Consider the following 3,223-nt stretch of genomic DNA (forward strand, 5'->3'; position numbering starts at 1 on the left):
TGTACGGAGATCGATTTATCAGGCCAACCTGGTAAAAGCATGGCCTGCCTAACGGCAGGCCGTTACCGGCCCGCACACAAAAAATCTGACAGTCCCCATTCCGACGATTGGAAAAAGAAACTCGCGCGTAAGGCGCGAAACTAAACGTTCAGCACACGCGCTAACGAAGAAAAACGCAGTCGCCTGATAAACCGCAAGGTGCGCGAAGCACACCCTACAAAAGCCTCGCGCGTAAGGCGCAAGACAAAACGCCCAACAAAAATAACTTCACGCGACAATCCACCACATAATCCCTTCCCCCCTAAACGCGCTAGGCTTTGACCCACGTCAGTACACCCTTTCGTACTGCGTGCAGGCCCCCTGGCCCATCCTTTTGTAGGCCCGCCATAACAATAATTTCCTGAACCGATTGCCGTTTTCCGGGGCTAACACAAGGCCCGGAGAACGCTTGCTGACCGTTTTTGATGAGGAATATCCATGTTTGGCTTAGAGGCGCTGGATCTGGCGCGAATGCAGTTCGCGTTCACCATTTCCTTTCACATCATCTTCCCAGCCATCACCATCGGTCTGGCCAGCTACCTGGCCGTGCTCGAAGGCCTGTGGCTCAAGACCAACGACGAAACCTACCGCGACCTCTACCACTTCTGGTCGAAGATCTTCGCGGTCAACTTCGGCATGGGCGTGGTGTCAGGCCTGGTGATGGCCTATCAGTTCGGCACCAACTGGAGCGCGTTCTCGGACTTTGCCGGGGCGGTCACAGGGCCCCTGCTGACGTATGAAGTGCTCACGGCCTTCTTCCTTGAGGCCGGCTTCCTCGGCGTGATGCTGTTCGGCTGGAACCGCGTCGGCCCGGGCCTGCACTTCTTCGCCACGGTCATGGTCGCCATCGGCACGCTGATTTCCACGTTCTGGATTCTGGCCTCCAACAGTTGGATGCAAACCCCGCAAGGCCACGCGATTGTCGATGGCCGGATCGTGCCGGTTAACTGGTTTGAGATCATTTTCAACCCGTCCTTCCCCTACCGCCTGATCCACATGTCCACCGCCGCTTTCCTGGCCACAGCGTTCTTCGTTGGCGCCTCGGCGGCCTGGCACCTGCTGCGCAAGCGCGACAACCCGGCCATCCGCCGCATGCTGTCGATGGCCATGTGGATGGCGTTGCTGGTCGCGCCGATTCAAATGGTCATTGGCGATTTCCACGGCCTCAACACCCTCAAACACCAGCCGGCGAAAATTGCCGCCATTGAAGGCCACTGGGAAAACGTCGGCAATGAGCCGACCCCGCTGATCCTGTTCGGCTGGCCCGACATGGAAGCGGAGAAGACCCGTTTTGCCGTCGAAATTCCGTACTTGGGCAGCCTGATCCTCACCCACAGCCTGGACAAGCAAGTGCCGGCGCTGAAGGAGTTCAAGCCCGAAGACCGGCCTAATTCCACCATCGTGTTCTGGTCGTTCCGCATCATGGTGGGCCTGGGCATGTTGATGCTGCTCACCGGCGTGTGGAGCTTGTGGCTACGTTTTCGCGGCAAGCTGTATGAGTCCAGACCGTTTCTGTACCTGGCGTTGTGGATGGGGCCCTCGGGGCTGATCGCGATTCTCGCCGGCTGGTTTACCACCGAAGTCGGGCGTCAGCCCTGGGTGGTGTATGGCCTGATGCGCACGGCAGACGCTTCGTCCAACCACAGCTTTGCGCAGATGAGCCTGACCCTGATTCTGTTCGTGGTGGTGTACTTCGCCCTGTTCGGCGTGGGCCTGGGTTACATGGTGCGCCTGGTGCGCAAAGGCCCGGTCACCAACGAGGGTAAGGAACAAGGCATTGGCGGCCCTGGCCAGCACCGCACACCGGCGCGGCCGTTGTCGGCGCCGGGTGAAGGCCTGGAAGCCGACCAAAACCACGATGGCAACGACGGGAGCACGACCCATGGGCATTGATCTTTCACTGATCTGGGCGGTCATCATCGTCTTCGGCATCATGATGTACGTGGTGATGGATGGCTTCGACCTGGGCATCGGCATTCTCTTTCCGTTCGTTAAAGACGACGGCGAGCGCGACATCATGATGAACACCGTGGCGCCAGTCTGGGACGGTAACGAAACCTGGCTGGTGCTCGGCGGTGCAGCGCTGTTCGGCGCCTTTCCGCTGGCCTATTCGGTGGTGCTCAGCGCGTTGTACCTGCCGCTGATTTTCATGCTGCTGGGCCTGATTTTCCGTGGCGTGGCGTTCGAGTTCCGGTTCAAGGCCAAAGAGCGCAAACGGCATATCTGGGACAAGGCCTTTATCGGCGGTTCGCTGACCGCCACCTTCTTTCAGGGCGTGGCGTTGGGGGCTTATATCGACGGGCTGCCGGTGGTGAACCGCGCGTATGCCGGTGGCTCCCTGGACTGGCTGGCGCCGTTCCCGATCTTCTGCGGGATTGCTCTGATTGCCGCCTACGCGCTGTTGGGCTGCACCTGGCTGATCATGAAGACCGAAGGCCGTTTGCAGGGCCAGATGCACGACCTGGCGCGACCGCTGGCCTTTGTGCTGCTGGGGGTTACCGGGGTGGTCAGCCTGTGGACGCCGCTGGCGCACGCCGAAATCGCCGACCGCTGGTTCAGCCTGCCCAACCTGTTCTACTTTCTACCGGTGCCTGTGCTGGTGCTGGTGACCTTCTACGGTCTGCTGCGCAGCGTGCACAACAACCTCAACTACTCGCCGTTTTTGCTTACGCTGGTATTGATTTTCCTCGGCTACAGCGGGCTGGGCATCAGCCTGTGGCCGAACATCATTCCGCCGTCGGTAAGCATCTGGCAGGCCGCGGCGCCGCCGCAAAGCCAGGGCTTTATTCTGGTGGGCGCGCTGTTCATCATCCCCTTTATCCTGATGTACACCGCCTGGAGTTACTACGTGTTCCGCGGCAAGGTGACGCCGGATCAGGGCTATCACTAGGGGAGAGCCGCCAATGGAAAACACCGAGAAAAAACCGCTGTGGAAGCGCCTCGGCTGGCTGCTGGCGATCTGGACCGCCAGCGTGCTGGCCTTGGGCGCGGTGTCGTATCTGTTGCGCCTGTTTATGCATGCAGCGGGGATGACTACGCCCTGACATGTTCTGATTTTTAAGGGTGTGCCGGCCCGCGTTCGGTCCTGCACACCCTTGTATCTCGACTCCTCCTCGAAAGAGGAGATAGTCTCCGACTGATCATCGGGGGAGGGTTTGAAAGCCGGGCACACCCTTAGGCCATA

Annotated in this window: 3 protein-coding genes; all 3 read left to right on the forward strand. The window is 59.7% G+C overall.

Translation table 11 applies throughout. The annotated features are described in order from the left end of the window. The first annotated feature begins 477 nt into the window (after positions 1-477). The 3 genes from PKE98_RS26840 to PKE98_RS26850 are packed head-to-tail and all read left to right on the forward strand — an operon-like array spanning position 478 to position 3,083. Positions 478-1,932 (forward strand): cytochrome ubiquinol oxidase subunit I, encoded by a 1,455-nt coding sequence (locus PKE98_RS26840; protein ID WP_271198546.1) that lies wholly within the window; start codon positions 478-480, stop codon positions 1,930-1,932. Then, positions 1,922-2,929, forward strand: a complete 1,008-nt coding sequence (gene cydB / locus PKE98_RS26845; protein WP_271198547.1) for a cytochrome d ubiquinol oxidase subunit II — start codon at positions 1,922-1,924, stop codon at positions 2,927-2,929. The genes PKE98_RS26840 and cydB overlap by 11 nt, the downstream gene beginning before the upstream one ends. A 13-nt stretch (positions 2,930-2,942) precedes the next feature. Then, positions 2,943-3,083, forward strand: a complete 141-nt coding sequence (locus PKE98_RS26850; RefSeq protein WP_271198548.1) for a DUF2474 domain-containing protein — start codon at positions 2,943-2,945, stop codon at positions 3,081-3,083. Positions 3,084-3,223 lie beyond the last annotated feature (140 nt).

Source organism: Pseudomonas turukhanskensis (assembly GCF_027922365.1).
Taxonomy (GTDB): Bacteria; Pseudomonadota; Gammaproteobacteria; order Pseudomonadales; family Pseudomonadaceae; genus Aquipseudomonas; species Aquipseudomonas turukhanskensis.